Genomic DNA, 21,622 nt, shown 5'->3' with positions numbered 1-21,622 from the left:
GGATTAAGGAAAAAAAGTATGCCTAAAGAAATCATTATTCCCGCAGGAACATCAAAACCACTCGCACCGTATGTACCGGCAACTAAGGCAGATAATATTGTGTATGTGTCCGGTACATTGGCCTTTGATGAAAATAATAATGTAGTGCATGTCGGTGATGCCGCAGCACAGACCCGTCATATTCTGGAAACCATCAAGCGTGTGATTGAAGAAGCCGGTGGCAGCATGGATGACGTAACGTTTAACCATGTCTTTGTCAAAGACTGGGCAGATTATGCTGCGATTAATGCAGTGTATGCAGAGTATTTCCCGGGAGATAAGCCGGCACGGTATTGCGTACAGACAGGTTTGGTCAAACCTGATGCGCTAGTCGAAATTGCTTCGATTGCCCATGTATAAGCCGATCCACCTGATTCAATCTCATTACTAGATGCCCCAAGTCTAAAACTGAATATTGACTTGGGGTCGGGAGAACAGCATGAATGCCAAATTATCTAAAATCATCACAGAGACAGTTGCAGAAAATAACGCATTAAATAAGGTTTTGGCGACTAACGCATCTGGCGACATCATTACCCAAGTCGATCAGCAGATTTTCCGTCAGGGCATGTCCAATCTGGGTGCTGCGGTGAATGTGATTACTACGCAAGGCGATGCAGGAATGGCTGGATTTACCGCTTCGGCCGTATGTAGCGTGACGGATACACCACCAACGTTGCTGGTGTGCCTGAACCGTTCTGCTTCAGTCTATGAAACCTTTAAAAAGAATCAGGTGTTGTGTGTGAATACCTTGGCATCACATCAACAACATCTCTCCAATCTGTTTGGTGGAAAGGCACCAATAGCAGAGCGTTTCAGCCAGGGGAACTGGAAAACCTTGGTGACCCAGTCACCTGTACTTGAGGATGCCTTAGTCAGTTTTGACTGCGAGGTGGTCCAATGTTTATCCGTAGGCAGTCATGACGTGCTGTTCTGTGAGGTGAAAGCCATGTGTCAGAGTCAAGGCAATGCGCTGATGTACTTCAACCGTTCTTACTGTGAGCCACACAAAATGTGCTAATTCAATTCAATCCTAATCAAGGAGGGGAAGCCGATGCAAGAAAAAGAAACGTGGTTTCCAAAATTTAAGCCTTACCAAGGCAATCTCGATACCACACCCGTGCAAACAGATGAATATCTGCCTGCTGGGAAAAGTATTATTCTCGGGTTACAGCATGTGTTTGCCATGTTTGGCGCAACCGTGCTGGCACCCTTATTAATGGGGTTTGATCCCAATCTCACAATTTTTATTACCGGGATTGGTACCATTTTATTTTTCCTGATCACGGGCGGTCGATTGCCTAGTTATCTGGGATCCAGCTTTGCCTTTATTGGTGCGGTCGTCGCAGTGACGGGGTATTCCGGAGTTGGAGCGAATCCTAATATCGGACTGGCACTTGGCGGTACGATTGCTTGCGGTATTGTTTATGCCTTGATTGGGCTGCTGGTCATGAAAACCGGTACCGCATGGATTGAAAAGCTGATGCCACCTGTAGTGACAGGCGTGATCGTAATGATTATCGGTTTGAACCTGGCTCCAGTGGCAATCAAAAGCGTTTCAGCGAACCAGTTTGATTCGTGGATGGCATTAATCACTATTATCTGTATCAGTGTGATTGCTGTATTTACACGAGGAATGGTACGCCGTCTGTTATTGTTATTGGGCTTATTATCTTCCTACCTGATTTATTTCCTTTTCACCAATGTGATGGGCTTCGGACCTGCGATTGACTTTACTAAGGTCAGTGAAGCAGCCTGGTTTGGTTTGCCAAATTTCCAAAGTCCGGTCTTTGAAATGAATGCCATGCTGATGATTGCACCAGTAGCAATTATCTTGGTTGCAGAAAATCTAGGGCACTTTAAGGCAGTCTCTGCGATGACCGGTAAAAACCTGTCTCCATATATGGGTCGTGGTTTCTTTGCTGATGGGGTGTGTACTTCATTATCAGCTTCTGTGGGTGGTACGGGGATGACCACTTATGCCGAAAATATCGGTGTCATGGCAGTCACCAAAGTTTATGCAACCACTGTATTTGTCTTTGCTGGTATCTTCGCCATCTTACTTGGGCTTTCACCTAAATTCGGTGCAGTGATCAGTACCATTCCAGTGGCCTTGTTGGGTGGTGCATCGATTGTCGTATTTGGTCTGATTACTGTGGCTGGTGCGAAAATCTGGGTGGATAACCGTGTTGATTTTACCAAGAACAGTACGCTGATTATTGGTGCAGTCTGTCTGATCATGGGCACAGGGAACTATAGCTTGCAGATCGGTGGTTTTGATCTGGGCGGTATTGGTACTGCAACTTTAGCTGCGATCTTACTCAATCTGTTCCTGAACCGTGGTGAAGATAAAGAATTGCCAGCATCTGAACCAGCTGAAACCGTAACTGAGGTTGAGGCTAAGCCAGTCGCTTAATATGAGGAGCATTTTTTGAGTCATTCAATTGCATTTTTAGGACTCGGGGCAATGGGCTGGCATATGGCCTCCCATTTGCCAAAACTCGGGCATCAGGTTTGGGTCTGGAATCGAACTGAACAGAAAGCTGTAACGCATGCTGAAATTTTTGCAACTCAAGCAGTGAGTATTAAGCAGGCGGTTCAGGCAGATTTTATCTTTTCCTGTTTGCCGACCAGTCAGGATGTGGAAGCATTAATTGCAGCCTATCCACCCAAACAAGGTGCAATCTGGATTGACTGTACCAGCGGTGTACCGGAATCTGCCCAGAAACTGGCGAAGCTCTTGGAGCAACAAGGCAGTTTTTATCTGGATGCACCGGTTTCTGGTCAAACCGTTGGCGCAGAAAAAGGTACTTTAACCGTGATGGTGGGAGGGAATGAGCAAGCCTTTGAACAAGCCAAACCTATCATTCATGCGTTTGCCGGATTAATCGAATATGTCGGAGAAAGTGGTGCTGGTTTTGCAGTCAAGGCTGTCAACAATACCTTGATGGCTACCCATTTATGGGCACTGGCCGAAGGACTGACGGTACTGAAAGGGCAGGGTGTTGATTTAAGCAGTGCACTAAATTGTATTAATCATTCCAGTGGTAAAAGCAGCATGTCGGAAAATATCATGGCACAGCGTGTACTAAGCCGTGAATTTAATAAGACCTTTGCACTGGATCTATTACAGAAAGATATTGGCATTGCCTTGGAGTTGGTACAGCAACAGCAACTGGATTTATCGGTGATGTCTTTGATTCAGCAAGAGTTTCAGCAGATTGCCAAACCACAGGCCAGTCAGCTGGATTTCTCCGCTGCGGTGCAAGGACTGGAACAGCGGACTCAAATTGAATTAAGAGGATAATCTTTTCAAACAATATTAAAGAAGTATAGCTATAGATATATCAGTTTAAAATTTAAAAAGCCGGGAATTTTAATTCCCGGCTTTATTATTGATAAGCCAGTTAAATAGCCTAGGTAATTCTTAATTCTGCTGATTTGCCTGATATTCCTGAATTACTTCAAATGCTGCACGGAAGGCTTCCAGTGTGGCAGGGGCACCGCAGTAAGGCAGGCTATGCAGTAGCACTTCTTGAATTTCTTCAACTGTTGCACCATTATTCAAAGCGCCACGAACATGGCCTTTCAATTCAGTCGGGCTTTTTTGCGCGGTAAGAAAAGCAATGGTAATTAAAGAACGGTATTTACGTGGTAAAACCCCTTCACGTTGCCAGGTTGAACCCCAGGCATGTTCATTAATCCAGTCCTGCAAAGGCTGAGTAAAAGGAACCGTATTGTCCTGAGCGCGCTTTACAAAACTTGCACCCATCACCTCAGTACGGACTTTCAAGCCATTTTCATAATCTTGTCGTGACATCATTGACCCTCAATTTTATTATGGGTGTAGCTTAACGTTTTATCTCTTAAATACCATCGTGCAATAGTCGTAAAAAAGTGGCTGAATAGCCACTTGAGATATCCAAAGTGAAATCAGGAAATAACTTCACTTTGGAAAGCAAGATTCGATTTAGATAAAAAATTTATCTAAGGGCTGGTTGAATGTGAAGGTGCACTTTGAACTGAGGTATCAGTACCTGTTGCATCTGCTTTCGAAATATGAGGATTTTCCAGTTCCAATACTTCCTGTAAATGCAAATCGAAGACATCAGTCAACATGCTGTCATAGCGACGCGCATTATAGTGCAGTAACTTATTGGCTTCTTCTTCATTAATAAAGCCTTGTCCATGCGCATCAGCCACATGATCAGCAAAACTAAGTCCCTTAAATTGACCTTTGTTTTCAGCTTTTTTAAAGCGATCCCAAAGCTGCTCAATTTCCAATAACATGGTGAAGGTTGATTCCATACGACCATTTACATCATCTTCCGCTGTGCTATAGAAAACATGCTTTTTCAGTACCTTCCGGAAAGCGTTATCTTCCATCATGACATTTGCGACTTCCTGTTTAAGTCGGTCAGATGGTTTCGCGACAGGGCGGCCAAATGGGAAACAGATGAGTTTGACCATGCCAGCAGCAACACCCACCGGGAAGTTCGCAAACAGGTCATAAAACGCTTCCTGAGCGGTATATAAAGATTTCTCAATTGCCAACTGTGCATGCAGACGTTCAGCTTCAGTTTTTTTACTATGTTCAAAAAAATTCAGAATTGCCGTCGCAATGAACAGATGGGCATGAATATCAGCCAGACGGCCAGAAAGCATTTCCTTGCGTTTAATATCACCTGCTAATAAACCTAAACACATATCTGCAGTCAGGGCAAAGTTGGCACTGAGCCGGTTGATAATCTTGTAATAAGGACGGGTAAAATCAACCGCACTTTGTGGCGCAGCACTTGAACCACCGCTAAAAGCATAGGCAAAAGAGCGGGCAGTCCGGTTAAAGGTATAACCCAGATGCTTAAACAACATAGTATCGAATGGATTCAGAGCGGCTTTCGGGTCTTCAGCTTGCAGAAGCTGTAATTCTTCATACAGATAAGGATGGCAACGCATCGAACCTTGACCAAAGATCATCAATGAACGGCTCAGAATATTGGCGCCTTCAACTGTAATTGATACTGGAATGGCTTGATAGTTTAAGGCCAAAAAGTTACGAGGCCCCATCTGAATGGCGCGACCACCCACGACATCCATACCATGATTGACGATTTTACGCATGGTCTCAGTGGCGTAGTATTTGGCAATCGCGGTCATGACTGCCGGCTTACCACCTTGATTCAAGCCACAAGTCACTAAATAACGGAATGCTTCCAGCATATAGGCATCACTGGCAATTTCGCTATTGGCTTCCTGTACGCCTTCAAATTTACCCACCGAAATCTTGAATTGCTGACGGATTCGCGAGAACGCGCTGACATTCAGATAAGTCATTTCGGCACTAGAGGTAGATAAAGCCGGTAGGGAAATACCACGACCAACCGCTAGACATTCCATCAGCATACGCCAGCCTTTACCGGCATTTTTCACGCCACCAATTATCCAGTCTAAAGGAATAAATACATCCTTACCTTCAACAGTGCCATTCATAAAAGGGGAGCCAGGATTATGTCGTGGACCGACTTTTACCCCTTCATGATTGGCCGGTAGCAAGGCACAAGTAATCCCATAATCTGTTTTATCACCAAGTAGATGATCAGGGTCATACATTTTAAAAGCCAGACCGACGACAGTGGCAATCGGTGCTAAGGTAATCCAGCGTTTAGAAAAATTCATTCTCAAACCGAGAACTTCCTGACCTTCAAACTGCCCATAACAGACCACACCGGTATCTGGAATTGCACCGGCATCTGAACCGGCTTCAGGACTGGTCAGACCAAAACATGGGATTTCTTCACCTTTGGCCAGACCGGGTAAATAACGATCTTTTTGCTCATCAGTACCATAATGTAGTAACAACTCACCCGGCCCGAGAGAGTTAGGCACCATACAGCTCACAGCAGCAGTGAGAGAGCGTGAAGAAATTTTGCTCATCACTCGGCTTTGAGCAAAGGAACTAAAGGCACGACCGCCGTATTCTTTGGGAATAATTAGTCCCAAGAAACCGTTATCTTTAATATATTGCCAGATATGTTCAGGCAGCATTTTCTTCTCATGAATTTCCCATTCATCCAGCATGCTACAGAGCGTTTCGACTTCGTTATCCAAGAATGCCTGTTCCTCAACGGAAAGTTTTGGATAAGGATAGCTATTAAAGGTTTCCCAGTTCGGCGCACCCATAAAGAGTTCTTTTTCCCACCAGCTGGTGCCGGAATCAAGAGCCTCACGTTCTGTCGGGCTAATGCTCGGCATGGCATCCGCTAAAGCTTTATAGGCTGGCCTGGAAATGAAAGACATGCGCAAAGGTTCGATCATGACGACCAGACTGATCAGGATCAAAGGAATGCCCAGAATCAGTGACCAAGGACTGATAAAGGCACAAACCACTGACATGACAATCAGGGTAATTGTACCAGTGGTACGGGAGAGTTGAAAAAAGAAAATCGCCCATAAACTGGCAATGAGAAGAAGTACGGCGAAAATAAATAGCATTGTTATATTTCTCCAGGGTCATACAAGTGTGATGCTGCCGATCTCCCTAAGGTGTCTTCATAAGACTTGATCAATTTTTTTACATCGCTTAAGCAATTGGCAAATTCACAATTGTTCTTGTGAGAACAATCGTTATTAAATATTTCAACGATATATTGAAGTGTTTTATCTGTTTTTGAGATTGTTTGAAAAATGCGCAGTCTTCAAGTGAGAACACGCAAAGAAATGTGAAGATAAGTAATAACTTAATCTCCAAGAGAGGGTAGATAAAATAATTAAAAAGTGAACAAATATAAATTTAGCTAGGCATAAAAAAGCCCTCTACTTGAGAGGGCTTTGATCTAAGTCATTTTAAGCTTCGATTGCCTGTACAGCGATTTTTTTTGCTGGATCAACTTTACGGCGTACTTCTGGAACCGGTTCACCATAGTATTGACGATCCGCAAAGTAACTTGAACGTACCATCGGTGCTGACCAGATATTCTTAAAGCCAAGCTTACGGCCATGTTCTGCATAACGTTCGAATTCTTCTGGCGTTACAAAACGGTCGATTGGCGCATGCTGTTTAGATGGCTGTAGATACTGGCCAATCGTTACATAATCCACGTCATGAGCTTTCAGGTCGTCTAGCAGAGCGAGAACTTCTTCTTCAGTTTCACCGATACCGACCATCAAACCACATTTGGTTGGAATTTCTGGGCAATAATCTTTAAACATTTTCAACAGATTTAAAGAGTGCTGATAATCAGAACCTGGACGCATGGCTTTATACAGACGTGGCACAGTTTCAATGTTGTGGTTAAACACGTCTGGTGGACATTCAGTCATGATGCGTAAAGCGATGTCCATACGACCACGGAAATCAGGTACCAGAATTTCTAGCAAAGTCTTTGGACTCAAAGCACGAGCTTCTTTAATACAGTCTACAAAATGCTGTGCACCGCCATCCAATAGGTCATCACGGTCTACTGAAGTGATGACTGCATACTTCAGACCCAAGTTGGCAATCGTTTCTGCCATATGACGCGGCTCGTCTGGATCAAGTGCATTTGGACGACCATGCGCCACATCACAGAACGGACAGCGACGCGTGCAAATATCACCCATAATCATAAAGGTTGCTGTACCCCCACCAAAACATTCAGGCAGGTTCGGACAGGCAGCTTCTTCACATACGGTATGCAGTTTTTGCTGACGAAGTGTAGTTTTAATACGCTGAACTTCCTCGGGAGCGGCCATTTTCACGCGGATCCAGTCCGGCTTACGTGGCGTTTCAACCGTAGGAACAACTTTTACAGGAATACGGGCGACCTTTTCTGCGCCGCGAAGTTTGATACCCTGTTCAGGTTTACGGTTTTCAGACATATATAACTTTTCCACTGTTTTGAAGGAGGGAGATAAATCAAAGTTAACACTTTTTTAATTATAACGAAACTCGGGTGAAATAGGGTGAAAAGGATTATTCATTTAAAAAATGTTCTTATCACACAATATATGTAAGTTAAATACACCAAATTGGTAGCAATTACGTCATAATATAGCGTAGATTAAAGCAAAATTTTTTAATTTTAAGGAGCGTTGAATGCCACGTAAAAAAGAGGTCGTTAGTGGAACTTTCGTTAAGTACGATGCGGTAGTTCTAGGTTCAGGCCCTGCGGGCGAAGGCGCGGCAATGAAACTTGCCAAATCTGGTAAGCGTGTTGCAATTGTAGATATGCGTGAACAGCTGGGTGGTAACTGTACACACGTAGGTACGATTCCAAGTAAGGCATTGCGTCAAACGGTATCCAGCATCATCCGTTATCAACGTGATCCAATGTTTCAAAAAGTAGGTGAATGGAAACAATTCACTATGAAACAGGTACTGCGTAATGCACATAAAGTGATTCAGCAGCAGGTGGATACTCACTCACGTTTTTATGACCGTAACAAGATTGATATCTATCATGGTCGTGCTTACATTCAAGACGAAAATACGATCTTTGTATTTACACCAGATGGCATAAAAGAAACCATTATGTTCCAGCAACTGGTGATTGCGACGGGTTCACGTCCATACCGTCCAGAGATTCTTGATTTCAATCATCCACGTGTATTTGATTCAGACAAAATTCTGGATCTGGATTTCTCGATCCAAAAAATCATTATTTATGGTGCAGGTGTGATTGGCTGTGAATATGCATCAATCTTTATTGGATTGGGACATAAGGTTGACCTGATCAACACCCAACCAAAACTGCTGAGCTATCTGGATGATGAAATCTCCGATGCGCTGTCTTATCACTTACGCGAACAGGGTGTATTGATCCGTCATAATGAACAGATCGACTTCCTTGAAACTTCTGATGATTATGTCGTTCTGCATACACAAAGCGGCAAGAAAATTAAGGCAGACGCTATTCTGTGGTGTAACGGCCGTTCAGGGAATACTGACGGTTTAGGCCTTGAAAATATTGGCCTGAAACCAAACAGCCGCGGTCAATTAACCGTGAATGAACAGTATCAGACTGAAGTCGAAAATATCTATGCTGCAGGTGACGTGATTGGCTGGCCATCATTGGCTTCTGCTGCCTATGACCAAGGTCGTTGCGCAGGTGCCAACATGAGCGGTGAGCAAGACGTTGCACCCGTAACTGATATTCCGACTGGTATTTATACCATTCCAGAAATTTCTTCGATCGGTAAAACTGAGCAGCAGCTGACTGAAGAAAAAATCCCGTATGAAGTGGGTCAGGCTTCTTTCCGTCATCTGGCGCGTGCGCAGATTACCGGTGATACGGTTGGTGAATTAAAAATCCTGTTCCACCGCGATACGCTGGAAGTTCTAGGTGTGCATTGTTTCGGTAATAATGCTTCGGAGATTATCCACATTGGTCAAGCGGTCATGAACAGCCCGAACAATACGATCAAGTATTTTGTGGAAACTACATTCAACTATCCAACGATGGCGGAAGCCTATCGTGTGGCAACCTTGAATGGTATGAACCGTTTATTCTAATTTGATTTATTCAGGTTAGATCAAAAACCCGCAAGCTCAATTTGCGGGTTTTTTATTTATCATAATTTTGGCATAACCACTGAATAAACAGTTGGGCTTCATCAGATATGTTTTTCCTCGGGTCTACAATTGCATAATATTGAAATTGAGGCTGCGCTGTAATATCAAATAGTTGTACGAGTGATCCTTGATTAATGAGTTTATTTACTAGTGATTCTCTAGCTAACGCTATACCCCAGTTATTTTGTGCTGCATGATAAAGTAAAGATAAATCTTCAAAGCGATGTCCTTGTATAGGTTCTTTCCATTCTAAATGTGCTTGCGTAAACCAAGGTGACCAAGGCTCTAAATAGCTCCTTAAAAGGTCACAGTTTTTAAGATCCCTAGGTGAACGAATATTCTTTATTTTTACATAATAAGGCGATGCAACTGGGAAAATAGTATCTCGGCTAATCTGATAACTTTGCATACCAGGGTAGATTCCAGTTCCATATCTAATATCAAAATCAACTTTGCTAATTTCATAATCAAGCTGTGATTTTGCAATTTCTATAGCAATCTCAATATCTGGATACTGTTCTAAAAAGTCTTTTAAACGAGGAAGTAAATAAATATTTGCGAAAGTAGGAGGAGACGATAGCGTAACTGTTTTTTGATGAGGGTTATTCGAGTTAATTTTATTAAGACTATCTAGTGAATGTAGGGCTTTTTTTACTGACTGATAATAGGATGCACCTGTAGCACTTAAATTTAACTTGCGTGTAGTTCGCTCAAATAAAACAGTATTAAGTAATTTTTCTAAGGTCTGAATCCGATGTGAAATTGTACTACGGGTAACATTAAGTTCATCAGCTGCTTTGGAAAATGATGAATGCCTAACTACAGCTTCAAAAGCATAAATAAGATGAAGAGGAGGAATCCTTCCTGGCATAAATTGTCCAATCCTATTCAACAATGTGTCTTTTAAATATCACAGATTGTCAAAAATAAAAAGACTATGATGAATTCAATCAGACATTTTAATATCTGATAGCACTAGCAAAATATAAAGACATTATGGACTCAGCCAGCTACTAGAAAGGAAGCAAACAGTGAACACATCTTATATTCTTCAATTGCATCCGAATGATAATATTGCAATTGCCAAAAGCCCTTTGATATCACGCACACCGATTACAGAAGAGATTGCTACTTTAGAAGATATCCCTGCTGCCCATAAAGTCGCACTAAAAGATATTTTCAAAGGTGAAGCTGTATTACGTTATGGTCAGATTATTGGTTTTGCTACCCAGAATATTCTAGCGGGTCAGCATGTTCATATACAAAATTTGGCCATAGCTGATTTTGATCGTGACTACGCGTTTGGAGAAAATGTAATTCCAATAGCAACTGCGCTGCAGCCTCGAAATTTTTTAGGAATTAAACGTGCAGATGGACGTGTAGCTACTCGGAATTATGTGGGAGTAATCAGTACAGTCAACTGTTCAGCAACAGTGGTAAAAAAAGTTGCTCAGTATTTTGACCACCCAGAAATCATAGACAATTATCCTAACGTAGATGGCGTAGTAGCATTATCACATAGTTTTGGTTGTTGTATTGATCATCATGGTGAAGGGCTCAAGCAATTACGTCGTACTATTGCAGGTTATATGGAGCATCCTAACTTTGCAGCGGTAGTAATCATAGGATTAGGGTGTGAAGCCAATCAGTTGAAACCACTTCTTCAATCAAAAAATCCAGCATATGCTAGTAAAATAAAATCACTGGTTATGCAGGAAGAAGGGGGGACACAAAAAACTATTGATAAGGCGATTGCGTTAGTGCAAGAAATTTTACCTGAAGCAAATCAAGTGAGCCGAGAGCCGCTACCATTATCTCATTTATGTGTCGCTCTGCAGTGCGGTGGCTCCGATGGATACTCTGGAATTACTGCTAATCCTGCCCTAGGTGTAGCTGTTGATCATTTGGTTGCACATGGCGGTACAGCAATCTTATCGGAAACTCCAGAAATTTACGGTGCAGAACATCTATTAACACGTCGGGCGGTGAATAATGAAGTAGGTCATAAATTAGTAGAGTTGATTCATTCTTGGGAAGCTTATGCTGATCGTGAAAAAGGTAGTATTGATAATAATCCTACTCCTGGAAATAAGGCGGGCGGTCTTACTACTATTCTAGAGAAGTCACTGGGTGCGGTAGCAAAAAGTGGTTCAACACCATTAAAAGGTGTGTATCGTTATGCGGAAACTATTGACACACAGGGCTTGGTATTCATGGATGCACCAGGTTATGACCCTATGGGAGCTACTGGCCAAATTGCCGGTGGGGCAAATTTAGTTGCCTTCACGACAGGACGTGGTTCTTGTTTTGGTGCTAAACCTTCACCCTCAATCAAAATTGCAACGAATACTGCTATGTATGATCGGATGCTAGATGATATGGATATTAATTGTGGAAATATTATGGACGGAACATCAAATGTGGCAGAAAAAGGTCAAGAAATTTTTGAAATGTTTATTCGTGTAGCCTCGGGTGAGAAAAGTAAAAGTGAAGCGTTAGGAATTGGTGGAGAAGAATTTGTACCTTGGATGATCGGTGCACAAATGTAAAAAGGAAATTGCTCAATAAGAGTAATGGTTTTGATCTCCACAGCCGCAATAAATATCTTTCTATTTTAAAAAATAGTTTCAAAATAATTAAGATCAGTATTGCTTTATCAAAACCATAACTCTTCAGGATGGAATTCGAGGGAGTTTTTAAAATGGAAATTAAAAAATTTATAGATAAAGTACCTGGTGGAATGATGCTAATTCCACTTTTAATTGGTGCAACAATTCATACATTTGCACCAGATACTGCTGAATATTTTGGTTCATTTACTAAGGGAATTATTACAGGGGCTGTACCAATTTTAGGAGTCTGGACTTTCTGCTTAGGGGCTTCTATTAATGTTCGTGCTACTGCCACTGTCGTCAGAAAAGCAGGAGCCGTTATCGGTGCAAAATTATTTATTGCCTGGATGTTAGCTCTAGTTTTAGGTTCTCTCATGCAGCCAGATGAAATGTTGAATACTCCGCTATTTGCGGGTTTTTCTATTTTAGCTATAGTGGTTGCATTTGATATGACCAATGCTGGTCTTTACTCTTCATTAACGTCAGAATATGGAACTAAAGAAGAGGCAGCAGCAGGCGCACTCATTGGAATTGAGTCTGGCCCTTTATTTACTATGCTTATTTTAGGTTCAGCTGGTGTTGCTTCTTTTCATCCTGCCGCTCTAGTAGGAGTGGTTCTACCATTTTTGTGTGGTTTCTTATTAGGCAATCTAGATGAAAAAATGAGAGACTTTTTTGCTCCTGCAGCGAAAGTAATGATTCCATTTTTTGGTTTTGCTCTGGGTAATAGTATTAATTTTGGACTAATTCTAGAAACTGGATTACCTGGAATTATTCTAGGTGTTACTGTTGTCTTGATTTCGGCTCTCTTTTTAATACCAGCAGATATATTTTTGGCCAAAGGTAATGGTACAGCAGGAATAGCAGCATCTAGTACAGCAGGTTCTGCAGCCGCTACACCAATGCTTATTGCTCAGGTAGCCCCACAATTTGAGGTTGTGGCACCAGCAGCAACTACTTTAATTGCAGCCTGCGTAGTTATTTCAGCAATTATCGTGCCTTTACTTACATCTTTATGGGTTAAAAAGTTTGCTTATAAAATTGATGATATAAGAGCTAAAAAAACTGAGTTTAAAGCAGAATTTTCCAAAATTACAGATACCTAAAATCTTAAATAATAAGAAAAACCCGCAAGTTCGATTTGCGGGTTTTTTATTTTCTAAATTGAAAAAGTTCAATCTAGCCAGTAATGCTGGAAATTAAGCTGCCATTTTGCGGCATTCTTCAGCACAGCGACGGCAAGCTTCTGCACATTGCTGGCAATGATCATCCTCATGATGGCCACATTCTTCTACACAATAATCGCAAGCTTTAGCACATAGCTCGCAAATCTCTTTCATAAATGGAGATTGCTTTTGTTGCATGCGGGCGCAGAGCTGACACAGATCAGCACAGTCCAGACAGCGCTGAATACATTCCCGCATCATTTCTAAATCTTCTTCTTTCAGGCAGGCACTGGCACAGTTGGTACAGGCCAGCGAGCAAGTCATACATGCGCGGACACAATCTGAAAATTGAATCTCGTTCATTTTCTTCTCCTTTTTGCAGCTATAGCAATCGCTTGTTTTTTAATACGCTAAGCAGAAAAGGAAAAATACACTAGGCAGTTTGAGTGAGAAAAAGTAATCTAATTACCGATTTTGTTAAAAGCTGTATTTCTAAAAAATTTAATTCAAAGCATCTCTCCTGATATTGCCAAAATAGGATGATTGAAGATTTAAAAATAAAACCATTGAGGTGGTCATTCCTCAATGGCGGAAAATCTACATGATGAGTCGTTATTGTCGAAGGCTTAAATAACCTTTCTCTTTATTATATTTTTATGGAGATTAAAATGGACGACTACCTGCCAAGCTGATCCGTTTTAATAAACGGCGTTGATCAGCGGGGAAAGGACGGCGTGAATGTAGAGTAACCTGATTATCCCAGAACACGATATCGCCTGCTTCCCAATTGTGCTCATAAGCGAATTCAGGTTTTAAGACATGTTCACGTAATTTTGCAATCAGTTCACTGCCTGCCTGATCGTCATAATTCACCAGCTCAACTTCGGTATGGGTATTTAACCAAAGCGCTCTACGCCAGATTCAGGATGGGTACGTACCAGTGGGTGCGGGTAGGCGTGACCTAAAATTGACTCATCTTTAAAGCGATACCTTGGCATATTACCCGCATAAGCATTACCACCTTTATTGCTTTGGAAGCGCACAAATGGATTATAGGTAATGAGCTGTAACTGGTAGGGGTGTCCACTGGTGATCGGCATGCGGTGCAAGTTCACCATGGCCGGTGTAATCCCCTTGACCGACTGCATTGGAAACTGGTACGACATCAGGTGGGGGGCCCGTATCGGTTTTAGAAGCTAGCACTGGCGTGTCAGCATCTGGACGGAAGATTGAACCGAAATAGGTGGCAAAGGCAAGATACTGTAGATCATCCAGACTTTGGTTTCTAAAGATCAGGATCAAGTGTTCGGCCAGAGCTTGCTTCAGACGCAGGATGATTTCACCAGATTGGGCTTTGCGGGCATCGAGGCCATAAACCACTGCGCCTAGCGCTTGATCTGCCTGCGGAACAATTTTAATTTCATCAGTATTCTGGAACTGATCTTGCTGATGCCAGCGTGGTGCATCGTGAATGGCTTGTGAAAGTTGGGTCAAGCTTGTCATTGGAAAGTCTCTGAATTTTCTTGTTGTAGAAAATCTAAAAAAATCCAGAGCAAAAATAAAATCACAAGAATTGCTAAACTTATGAAAATTCGGATAAAAATATCTAAATGATTGAATTGAAATCTTTTAATTAATATGGCAAAACAAAGTCCTAAAGCTGCTGAAAAATGTCAAATATTTGACAATCAGTGTGCGCAAAAAGCCTGGTTAAAGTACTCAAACAGTTCTGGAGTCTGGCTCCAGAGCAATAGAGAAATAGCGAGGAGAAGTACCATCGCTACCGCAATGGAAAGCTTGAGCAGAAAAGTGGAATCAGTCATGTACAATTTGCTCCTCATTTACCCATAAGTGCACCAGTACGCCAAAAATACTTAAGGCAATCGACAGCATCCATACTGCATTATAGTTACCACTCATGTCATGGTTTACACCGCCGAGCCAGCCGCCAAAGAATGAACCGACCTGATGGGTAAAGAATACAATCCCGCTGAGCATGGTCAGATATTTCACGCCAAACATATTGGCAACAATACCATTGGTGAGCGGTACGGTAGAAAGCCATAATAATCCCATGATGACACCAAACGCATAGACCGTCCAGGTGCTTAAAGGCAGCATCAGAAAGGCGATAATCGCAATCCCGCGCAGACCGTATAAGCCCATTAGCAGACGTGGTTTGGAATACTTTCCACCGAGCCAGCCAGCCGTATAGGTACCGACAACATTAAACAGGCCCACCAGCGCCAGGAAAATCGTGCCAGTTGTAGCATTGAACCCATGATCAATCAGATAACCCGGCAGGTGAATCCCGATAAAGACCACCTGAAAGCCACAGACAAAAAAGCCCATCGCCAGAAACCAGAATGGCTTATGGTTTTTGACTACCACTAAAATCTCTTTAAAGCTTAGTGAAACTTTATTCGGTGTAGGAGTCGCATTCGGATCGACATACATCGGGGCTTTTAGCATCCAGGCCAAAGGTACAATCAAAGCGATTAAAATTGCGCTGACAACAAGTGCTGCTGACCAGCCGACATTCTGTAAAAGTAACAGCGTTGAAGGCAGCATAATAAACTGGCCGAAGGAGCCTGCTGCACTGGCAATCCCCATTGCCAGACTGCGTTTTTCAGGTGGTGCAGCTCGTCCAACCGCAGACAATAAAACCGGGAAAGAAGTCGCAGACAAAGCCAGACCTAAAATCAGTCCGACGCTGAGATTCAATAGTAATCCGGTTGAACTGACAGCCATCAATAACAGACCAAGCGCATATAAGGCACCGCCAACGGCAACGACAATCTTGCTGCCATATTTGTCAGCGAAGGCACCAGTAATGGGCTGAACAGCACCCCAGATCAGGTTCTGCATGGCAATGGCTAAACTAAAGACATTATGACCCCAGCCAAATTCTTCACTCATTGGCACCAGATACAGGCCAAATGCATGACGAATCCCCAAAGATAAGGCCAGAATAATGGCAGCGCCAATCAGCATAAAAATCAGGGTTCTGGAAAATTGACTGTCAGCCATAAGTCATTCATGCATATAAAGTTGATAGGTATAGTATTCGATTCAACCTAGAGAGGCGATAAAATAAAAATTAATCAAACGATAAATTTTTTTTATAGCTGTATAGAACGTCAGAAAATAAAACAACGGCCGTAGCCGTTGCTCTGGAATTTTGAGGTTTGAATAGAAATTGTAATTGATTAGAAACGCATCCCGAATCCTGCATAGGCCAGAATTGGATTGACTTCAATATCGGCTTTGGAGGTAATTAATTCACCCAAACTATCATCAGAAACAGTAATAGTGGTTTCATTTTTCAGATGAGCATAAGATACAGAACCTACCGCGAACCAAGTATGATTAAAATCATAGGTGAAACCGACGGTGGCTATCGGAGCGAATGCATCGGTTGCTTCAAGATCTACTGTAGGATTGGCATTGCTCGGTTTACCTTCCAGTGAAGCTCCGGCATTGCCTTCTTTGATATTGGCAATCATATGACCGGCTGCAATCAAATCCTGTTCAGTACGCGGGTTAATCTCCAATTCATTAAAGTAAGCGTACATTATCCCTAAGCCGACATAAGGGCGAAACTTATTAACTCCGGTTTTTCCAAAATGATATTGTAATTCAAAGGCAGGCGTCCAAGCACGTGCTGACGCTGCAGGACCATGAGCTTCTAAATCAGTAATAAAAATATCATTTTGCAGATCGATATTTAGAAATTCTAAAGGCAAACTACCGATTTGAGGTGTAGCGATCGCAGCGAAAGGAGCATAAATTTTTCCTTTGCCTTGTAAGTCCACTTTGGGTGGAATGCCGGCTTTCATTTCAAGTGATACGTGATCGGTAAAAAAGTAATTACTTAAAATCCCAAGGGTAGTGACATCATCTGCTTCCAGACCGGTGCCCGGATTATTCCACTCCTCCAACCCTTGAATTCGTGAACTACCGCTGAGTCCACTACCTAATTCACCACCGGTAAAAAAACCCAGAAATTCTAATGCTGCTGCAAGACCCTCTTGGTCAACATTAGAATTCAAGTTATTCAATACAGTATCGACTTGAATAGTACCATTTCTGGCAACTTCACCATTTTTTACAGCAGTATTAACTTGAAAAGGCTGAGCTTTTCCTTGTGGCATGACATGCAGTGCACCAACTGAAACGGAAAATCGCTTAAAGCCATCGCCATCCTGTAGGCTGAAATATGGGGATTCTGCATGTGCAAGCAGGGGTAGTGTGGCTAGACCTGCCATGCATACCATGATTGTCTTCATTGTTCAGAGGACTCCTTGTCCGTGCTAGTTATTTTTTTTTCTATTGGACAATTTAGTTAAATCTCACCAATTTACACAGTTACAGAACGAGTAGTAAAAAGTTAACAGAAAGTAAAAAATGCCAAAATTTGTATAAATTGTATTAATAAAATATATATTTATGTAAAAATTATCATGAATAGTGAAGATAAATAGGATGTTAATTTTTATAAAATTTTCAATTTTATTGAAGTAATAGAATAATAAGTGGGTAACATTTTTATCATTAATCTAAGTTTTAAATAATGATTTAAGCTTTCTGTTCCGGACGTGATATATACAAGAAATCAGCAAATTTTCCGCTTAAAACTTACTAGAAAAAGCTTTAATAAATTTAGCTAACCGATGGTACACTGCAGATAGAGTTTTTTTGTACAATAGCCGCATAAATTATTGAGTATTGCGCATGAGCTCCCAAAATTCTCCCAAGAAAAAGCCACTGGTTAATTTACCGTTTCCATTAAAACAGGCAGAACAATCTGCTTCAGATGAAGTTCTGGAACATCTGCGACCTAAACCGCAACGTTATGCTGATCGGACCTGGATGCCACCTCGTGGTACACGCCGTTCAATGGGCAAACGTTAATAAATAAAAAAGCCATGAAGTTCATGGCTTTTTTATGAGTAAAATTTGAGATTTTCTTAGCGAACTGTTTTACGCGCCTTATTTTCAGGTTTTGGCGGGGCAATCTCACGATCGCCTTTCCAGACATCAATAAAGTCTTTTTCATTGATATTATAAAGTTCCAGTAGCGCCAGAATTACGGCACCAAACAGCATGGAACCTTCAGAATTATTCTGAAAGTCAAAAATCTTGCCATTCAGGTTATGCAGAATATCTTCAATCTCGAATACACGATCACGACCATTGCTATCGACCGGATAAATCTGAGTATTGAGCAGAATCTTGGCCAGACTCTTTTCATTATCGGTCAGTGCCAGAACATCAATCAGCTCATCTGTCGCCGGAGTAAAAATCACTGAATCCCGGAAGATGGTATGCAGGAATTGCGACGTAATTTTTGGAAGCGCTTTTTCTACAAAAGGCCGGAAAGATTGTGGAAAAATGACATTGTGGGAAATGCCTTTGAACATAGGAGCAATTTCTTCAACTTTATAGCCTGCAATGCCACAACCAACCGAAGTAATAAAATATTTAATTTTAGGATGGTTCTTGGTGTAAATCTTGAAGTCATCAATATAGTGCTGGATCTGTGAGAGAGGCATCTGTTGCAAATGCTCATTCATAGTCGGAATGGCATAACTTTGACCTGCCCAGCCACGACCAACCCCCATAACCGCCCCAAAATGCTCATAAGCTGTTAGAGCTGCACCTCCGGCATGTTGTCCAGCCAAGTTGCTTCCGAAAACAAATACCGTATTTTCTGGCAGAGATTTAACAATACTTTCATCGTGATAATGGTAAGTCATGGCTTTTTTATTCGATGTCCTGATTAGCTTCATGTTGCCTTTGAACGCTATAAGGGTCAAGGTGAAATTAATTTTTATTACATCATCAGATAAAGCAGAACTTTATACAGAAATTTTGGCTAAATATTGAATAAGCCAGAATAAGGTAAGGAACCGAATCAAAACTTATACTGATTCAATTTTGATAGAAAAGATTAGAACTAAAATGGTTTTAGGCTACGAAAGCATAATATTTCACTCGATTTATTTTACTAAACAGAAACCTGGATAGGGATTGAGTAATTCAATTTTACCCCCATAATAAATTGAGTCGATATCCGCAGTGAAATTATTAAAGCTATGAGTGATAAACAACCCTTTGAACTGGTGACTAATTATCAACCTGCTGGCGATCAGCCACAGGCCATTGAAAAGCTGGTCAAGGGTATAGAAAAAGGCTATCACGATCAGCTTTTGCTGGGGGTTACCGGTTCAGGTAAAACCTATACTATGGCCAATGTCATCGCCCGTACCCAGCGTCCGACTATTGTCATGGCCCATAACAAAACGCTGGCTGCACAACTTTATGGCGAATTTAAAGCATTTTTCCCGAATAATGCGGTTGAATATTTCGTCAGTTATTATGACTACTATCAGCCAGAAGCCTATGTGCCATCTTCAGATACCTTTATCGAGAAAGATGCGGCGATTAATGACCACATTGACCAGATGCGTCTTTCGGCCACCCGTGCACTTTTAGAACGACGTGACGCGATTATTGTTGCTTCGGTGTCTGCAATTTATGGTCTGGGTGATCCGAATGCTTATATGAGCATGCTGCTGCATGTGGTGGAAGGGGATCGCATTGGTCGTGATGATATTATCCGTCGTCTGGTCGAAATGCAGTATTCACGTAATGAACTGGAATTCCTGCGTGGTACCTATCGTATCCGTGGTGAGATCATTGATATTTTCCCAGCCGAATCGGATCAGGATGCCATCCGGATTGAACTGTTTGATGATGAAGTCGACTCCATTCGCTGGTTTGATCCTTTAACCGGGAAAATGATCCGTAAAGTGCCGCGTGTCACGATCTATCCTAAAAGTCACTATGTAACACCGAAAGACAATCTGGCTCGCGCGATTGAAACGATTCGAGATGAGTTAAAAGAACGTCTGGTCTTTTTCCGTGAAAATGACAAGTTGCTGGAAGCCCAACGGATCGAACAGCGTACCCGTTATGATCTGGAAATGATGCAGCAGCTCGGTTATACCAACGGTATCGAAAACTATTCACGTCATTTATCGGGTCGTCCGGCAGGCGAAGCACCGCCGACACTTTTTGATTATGTACCTGATGATGCCTTGCTGATTATTGATGAATCGCATGTGACTGTTCCACAAATTGGAGCCATGTACAAAGGTGACCGTTCCCGTAAAGAAAATCTGGTGAATTATGGTTTCCGCTTGCCAAGTGCGCTGGATAACCGTCCGATGAAATTTGAGGAATGGGAACGTATTGTACCGACGACCGTGTACGTCAGTGCCACACCTGCAAGATATGAACTGGAAAAATCTGAACAGGTGGTCGAGCAGGTGGTTCGTCCAACCGGTCTGATTGATCCGGAAATTGAAATCCGTCCAGTCCTGACTCAGGTCGATGATGTACTGTCTGAAATCAATATCCGTAAGGAAATGAATGAACGTGTGCTGGTGACGACATTGACCAAGCGCATGGCAGAAGACCTGACATCCTATTTAAAAGAATATGGAATCAAGGTGGCCTATTTGCATTCCGATATTGATACCGTTGAGCGTGTGAAGATTATTCATGAGCTACGTACCGGTGTGCACGATGTTCTGGTCGGCATTAACCTGCTGCGTGAAGGTCTGGATATGCCAGAAGTTTCACTGGTTGCAATCCTGGATGCGGATAAAGAAGGTTTTCTGCGTTCAGAGCGTTCATTGATCCAGACCATTGGTCGTGCAGCGCGTAACTTGAAAGGTAAAGCGATTTTATATGCAGATCGCATCACTGATTCAATGCAAAAAGCCATTGATGAGACTGAACGCCGTCGTGCCAAACAGATTCAGTTCAATGAAGAGCATGGTATTACACCACGTAGTGCAGTACGTCAGGTGATTAAGGAAATTGATACGGGTGAAGTGCTAGATGATGAAACTATTGAGCTGAAAGCTTCGGATCAGGCCCGTGCGATCAGTGCAGATGAACGCCATATCATGGCCGATCCAAAGATGTTCGCGAAGCATATCAATAAACTGGAAAAAGAAATGCTCAAGGCTTCAAAAGAGCTACAATTTGAGCAGGCTGCACGTATACGGGATGAAATTTTACGTTTAAAAGCGCAGATGTTAAGTTAGGTCTGTGTGTAAATTACAGATTTAAATTACGTAAAATCAATCACAAACCTAACATAATGCTACAAAGTATGTCTACGGATGCCGCTATTGTAAGTACGAAATATTCATGTTGAAAATTTTGTCCTGATCAACAAA

At 42.1% G+C, this 21,622-nt stretch carries 17 protein-coding genes and 2 pseudogenes; 9 read left to right on the top strand and 10 right to left on the bottom strand.

All coding sequences use genetic code 11. The features are described 5' to 3' along the window. Positions 1–18: 18 nt before the first annotated feature. The 4 genes and pseudogenes from rutC to RJ01_RS03490 all read left to right on the top strand — a co-directional run bounded on the left by rutC (position 19) and on the right by RJ01_RS03490 (position 3,346). Complete coding sequence (gene rutC, locus RJ01_RS03505; RefSeq protein WP_004646493.1) at positions 19–399, top strand: pyrimidine utilization protein C; 381 nt, start codon at positions 19–21, stop codon at positions 397–399. 178 nt (positions 400–577) lie between these two features. Continuing rightward, positions 578–1,060: pseudogene (gene rutF / locus RJ01_RS03500) on the top strand (NADH-dependent FMN reductase RutF); the annotation flags it as partial. 33 nt (positions 1,061–1,093) lie between these two features. Next, on the top strand, positions 1,094–2,455 hold the full coding sequence (gene rutG, locus RJ01_RS03495; protein ID WP_034170055.1) for a pyrimidine utilization transport protein G: 1,362 nt from the start codon (positions 1,094–1,096) through the stop codon (positions 2,453–2,455). A gap of 15 nt (positions 2,456–2,470) precedes the next feature. Next, a complete protein-coding gene (locus RJ01_RS03490; protein ID WP_081402636.1) occupies positions 2,471–3,346 on the top strand; it encodes an NAD(P)-dependent oxidoreductase in 876 nt (291 codons plus the stop codon). 120 nt (positions 3,347–3,466) lie between these two features. Here the strand turns inward: RJ01_RS03490 and RJ01_RS03485 are convergent, their stop codons facing one another. The 3 genes from RJ01_RS03485 to lipA form a co-directional block, all read right to left on the bottom strand. After that, complete coding sequence (locus tag RJ01_RS03485; RefSeq protein ID WP_034170077.1) at positions 3,467–3,859, bottom strand: carboxymuconolactone decarboxylase family protein; 393 nt, start codon at positions 3,857–3,859, stop codon at positions 3,467–3,469. Between the two features lie 167 nt (positions 3,860–4,026). Beyond that, positions 4,027–6,531 carry an acyl-CoA dehydrogenase gene (locus RJ01_RS03480; protein ID WP_034170053.1) on the bottom strand — a complete coding sequence of 835 codons (2,505 nt, stop codon included), beginning with the start codon at positions 6,529–6,531 and terminating at the stop codon, positions 4,027–4,029. A gap of 351 nt (positions 6,532–6,882) precedes the next feature. Further along, entirely contained in the window at positions 6,883–7,896 is a 1,014-nt protein-coding gene (gene lipA / locus RJ01_RS03475) for a lipoyl synthase (protein WP_004782741.1), read from the bottom strand. A gap of 217 nt (positions 7,897–8,113) precedes the next feature. Here lipA and sthA point away from each other — a divergent pair, with 217 nt between their 5' ends. Further along, positions 8,114–9,529 (top strand): Si-specific NAD(P)(+) transhydrogenase, encoded by a 1,416-nt coding sequence (gene sthA, locus RJ01_RS03470; protein ID WP_005234884.1) that lies wholly within the window; start codon positions 8,114–8,116, stop codon positions 9,527–9,529. Between the two features lie 52 nt (positions 9,530–9,581). On the opposite strand, the gene RJ01_RS03465 is transcribed toward sthA, so the two are convergent. Then, entirely contained in the window at positions 9,582–10,460 is an 879-nt protein-coding gene (locus RJ01_RS03465; protein WP_034170052.1) for a LysR substrate-binding domain-containing protein, read from the bottom strand. A gap of 160 nt (positions 10,461–10,620) precedes the next feature. Here RJ01_RS03465 and RJ01_RS03460 point away from each other — a divergent pair, with 160 nt between their 5' ends. Together RJ01_RS03460 and RJ01_RS03455 are read left to right on the top strand one after the other, a co-directional pair. Further along, positions 10,621–12,138, top strand: coding sequence for a UxaA family hydrolase (locus tag RJ01_RS03460; protein ID WP_005234887.1), 1,518 nt, complete (start codon positions 10,621–10,623; stop codon positions 12,136–12,138). Positions 12,139–12,290: 152 nt separating this feature from the next. Beyond that, positions 12,291–13,307, top strand: coding sequence for a 2-keto-3-deoxygluconate permease (locus tag RJ01_RS03455; RefSeq protein WP_034170051.1), 1,017 nt, complete (start codon positions 12,291–12,293; stop codon positions 13,305–13,307). Positions 13,308–13,400: 93 nt separating this feature from the next. On the opposite strand, the gene RJ01_RS03450 is transcribed toward RJ01_RS03455, so the two are convergent. The 5 genes and pseudogenes from RJ01_RS03450 to RJ01_RS03430 all read right to left on the bottom strand — a co-directional run bounded on the left by RJ01_RS03450 (position 13,401) and on the right by RJ01_RS03430 (position 17,656). Then, positions 13,401–13,730: a four-helix bundle copper-binding protein gene (locus RJ01_RS03450; RefSeq protein WP_005234894.1), complete on the bottom strand. Its 330-nt coding sequence runs from the start codon at positions 13,728–13,730 to the stop codon at positions 13,401–13,403. 300 nt (positions 13,731–14,030) lie between these two features. Continuing rightward, positions 14,031–14,870, bottom strand: a pseudogene (locus RJ01_RS03445) (TauD/TfdA dioxygenase family protein). A 185-nt stretch (positions 14,871–15,055) separates the two neighbouring features. Further along, a complete protein-coding gene (locus RJ01_RS16690) occupies positions 15,056–15,190 on the bottom strand; it encodes a hypothetical protein (protein ID WP_034170050.1) in 135 nt (44 codons plus the stop codon). Further along, entirely contained in the window at positions 15,183–16,397 is a 1,215-nt protein-coding gene (locus tag RJ01_RS03435; RefSeq protein WP_034170049.1) for an MFS transporter, read from the bottom strand. Before RJ01_RS03435 ends, RJ01_RS16690 begins: the two co-directional genes overlap by 8 nt. 179 nt (positions 16,398–16,576) lie before the next feature. After that, positions 16,577–17,656 carry an OmpW family protein gene (locus tag RJ01_RS03430; RefSeq protein ID WP_005234901.1) on the bottom strand — a complete coding sequence of 360 codons (1,080 nt, stop codon included), beginning with the start codon at positions 17,654–17,656 and terminating at the stop codon, positions 16,577–16,579. 445 nt (positions 17,657–18,101) lie between these two features. Here RJ01_RS03430 and RJ01_RS03425 point away from each other — a divergent pair, with 445 nt between their 5' ends. After that, positions 18,102–18,281 (top strand): hypothetical protein, encoded by a 180-nt coding sequence (locus RJ01_RS03425; RefSeq protein WP_005234902.1) that lies wholly within the window; start codon positions 18,102–18,104, stop codon positions 18,279–18,281. 56 nt (positions 18,282–18,337) lie between these two features. Here RJ01_RS03425 and RJ01_RS03420 read toward each other — a convergent pair whose 3' ends face one another. Continuing rightward, on the bottom strand, positions 18,338–19,126 hold the full coding sequence (locus RJ01_RS03420) for a hypothetical protein (RefSeq protein WP_034170048.1): 789 nt from the start codon (positions 19,124–19,126) through the stop codon (positions 18,338–18,340). 339 nt (positions 19,127–19,465) lie between these two features. Between RJ01_RS03420 and uvrB the strand changes: the two genes are divergently transcribed. Beyond that, entirely contained in the window at positions 19,466–21,487 is a 2,022-nt protein-coding gene (uvrB, locus tag RJ01_RS03415; protein WP_034170047.1) for an excinuclease ABC subunit UvrB, read from the top strand. Positions 21,488–21,622: the final 135 nt, after the last annotated feature.

The sequence above is a fragment of the Acinetobacter sp. YZS-X1-1 genome (assembly GCF_000804305.1).
In the GTDB taxonomy this organism is placed as follows: domain Bacteria; phylum Pseudomonadota; class Gammaproteobacteria; order Pseudomonadales; family Moraxellaceae; genus Acinetobacter; species Acinetobacter variabilis.
Note: the sequence above shows the minus strand (reverse complement) of the source record. Positions and strands in the feature narration are given on the sequence as shown.